Genomic DNA, 2,466 nt, shown 5'->3' with positions numbered 1-2,466 from the left:
GATAGCCCGTCGCACTCCGCACGAGCAACGCTCGATCCCCCGAACCCAACACCGGCCCGGACGGTGGCGGGTCCCCGCCACCCTCGAGGATCGTGCTCGCGCCGGCGGCCGCGATGCTTCCCTCGAAAGCGCCTGGCCGCGTCGCCGAAAGCATCGCAAGGAGCGCTTCGTCGGCAAGGGAAGCCGCCTTCCGTACGTAAGTAATCTCGGCAGGCGATTTGATCGCCCGCAAACCCCGTAACAGATTGGACGCATCGACGAGCTGACACCAACCCTCAAGCCGGAGCCGTACACGCTCGTGGTTGAGGCCCGTGAGACCGAAAGTGTTCAGTTCAATGCCGACGCGGCTGCCCTTGAGGTTTTTCTCCTCAAGGATTGCTTTGAGGTCGGCCGACGGATCGACGCCTTCCCTGTCGTACCAGATGCGAATATCTTCGATGATGGAAGTGCGCCGCGCCTGTTCCAGATCCGGCCGGCGCGTCAGCAACGTTATCGGCCGGTCGTCCGCCGTCAACACCGCGCATTGGAAGAAGACGAAGCCGCCGGTATCGAATCCGGTCAGATAATAGTGGCTTTCCTGTGCGAAGACGATCAGCGCCGACAAGTCCGCCGCACGCAAGGCTGCCCTCGCTCGGGCTATTCGGCCCGCGAACTCGCCCCGCTCGAAATGCAAAGCCATATGGTCCACCTCCCCACAATGAACGAAGCGGGCGTTATTCCGCCGCAAGCCTTCGCCAGGACAAGTGCTTCGCCGTTCACGTCAACACCGCAAACCGTTTTATCGCATAGGACAATGCATTTGCCGAGACACTCATGGATCACAAAGGGAGGACCGGTCGCGCAACAGCCGATCGGCGCTTCCTCCCTTATTGAAGGAGGCAGGCCGTCCGACGAGAAAGCGCCTTGTCGCGTGTGTCGACCCACCACTAACAGTTGCAGTTACGCATCTGCTCCTTGATGTCCGGCGCTGTCGGCAATACCTTGGGCTTTTTCGCCGGGAGGCAATCGATCGCCGTGTTGTCAACGAATCCGCATGGGATCGGCATGGAAGGACGCGCCTGGGATATGGGCAGGGTAATGAAGGCCGTGAACTTCACTGCGTTCGCGCGGTCCGGTCGAACGGGAAGGCAACGATGACAGCGGACCGGCCACGTACATCCTCAGAACTCAGCGGCATCTACGGCGCTGCGTCGGCGACAAGCTTTCTCGGCTTGCCGTCGGCAACGTTCGCCGAGGGCGCCGGCGCAAACATCGCAATCTTCGGTGCCGCCACCGCAACGCCCTACCCTTCAGTGGGTGCTTATTGCGCCGGCGCTCCGCAGGCGATCCGTGCTGGCATTGCCAACTGGTCGGGTGCGCGCGAGCACATGGATTTCGATCTGGGCGCGCGCATGCTGCCGCCCGGGGTCAGCGCTGTCGATTGCGGCGACCTGGCAATAGACCCCGATGATGCCGCTGGCAACCGGGCCAAGATCGTTGCGGCGACCCGGACATTGCTCGACGGTGGGGCTGTGCCGGTGGTACTGGGCGGCGACGATTCGGTGCCGATTCCTCTCTTCCAGGCCTTCGAGGGACGCGGCACCTTCACCGTGCTGCAGGTCGATGCCCATATCGACTGGCGCGACGAGGTCCATGGCATACGCCTCGGCCTTTCTTCCACGATGCGTCGCGCGAGTGAGATGGGCTGGATCGAGCGCATCGTCCAGGTGGGGGCCCGTGGCACCGGCAGCGCCCGAGTCACGGACTTCGAGGACGCCACGGCCGCCGGCGTTACCTTCGTCACCGCGCGCGAGGTCGCGGCCCACGGCATCCAGGCGGCCCTCGACGCCATTCCTTCGGGGGCCAAGCTCCTCATCACGATCGATTGTGACGGGCTCGACCCCACCGTCATTCCGGGCGTCATCGGTCCCGCACCGGGCGGGCTCGGCTATTGGCAAGCGGTCGAGCTTCTCCACGGGGCGGCACGGCGCGGACGCATCGCCGCCTTCGATCTCGTCGAGTTCATGCCCGAGCGAGACATTCAGCGGCAAGGCGCACTTGCCGCAGCACGGCTGGTCGCGAACGCGATCGGCCTCATCGCACGGCAGCGGGGAAGCTAAAAACGGCCTGTCTTGGGGAGAATATAGCCATGACCTTTTCGATCGCGGGCCTTTGTCCCCGCACTCTTGAGCTCGGTTGTGCCTTGGCCACCTCGAGCATGGCGTCGGGCGCGCGAGTGCCGTTCGTGGTGCCCGGCCGAGGCGTCATCTTGTCGCAAGCGCGCTCGGACCCGACACTGGGGATGCTCGGCGTGAGGCGTCTCGAGGCGGGATGCACGGCGAAAGAGACCGTCGCGGACATGGTGAGTGCCACAGCGAATGCCGCTTGGCGCCAGCTTGCCGTCGTGGACCAGGCGGGCCGCGTCGCCGAATTCACCGGACCGCAGTGCATGGCGCACAAGGGCGCTCACGTCGGCAAGGGTGCCGT

General features: G+C 64.6%; 3 protein-coding genes. 2 read left to right on the top strand and 1 reads right to left on the bottom strand.

Translation table 11 applies throughout. The features are described 5' to 3' along the window. Nucleotides 1-679 (bottom strand): aminopeptidase P family N-terminal domain-containing protein (locus VEJ16_08755; protein HYB09746.1); only part of this gene is annotated, 679 nt, incomplete at its 3' end. A gap of 454 nt (nucleotides 680-1,133) precedes the next feature. On the opposite strand from VEJ16_08755, the gene VEJ16_08750 reads away from it, so the two are divergent. Next, the gene (locus VEJ16_08750; GenBank protein ID HYB09745.1) at nucleotides 1,134-2,099 is read left to right on the top strand and encodes an arginase family protein; all 966 of its coding nucleotides are present in this window, start codon (nucleotides 1,134-1,136) and stop codon (nucleotides 2,097-2,099) included. Nucleotides 2,100-2,128: 29 nt separating this feature from the next. Continuing rightward, a partial coding sequence (locus tag VEJ16_08745) for a DUF1028 domain-containing protein (protein ID HYB09744.1) occupies nucleotides 2,129-2,466 on the top strand: 338 nt, incomplete at its 3' end.

Source organism: Alphaproteobacteria bacterium, assembly GCA_035625915.1.
GTDB lineage: Bacteria > Pseudomonadota > Alphaproteobacteria > JACZXZ01 > JACZXZ01 > DATDHA01.
This window is presented reverse-complemented; position numbering and strand designations above follow the sequence as displayed.

Bases quoted from the DNA above. Each gene is read 5' to 3' on its own strand.
- VEJ16_08750 (HYB09745.1), top strand. From the start codon at position 1,134: ATGACAGCGGACCGGCCACGTACATCCTCAGAACTCAGCGGCATCTAC.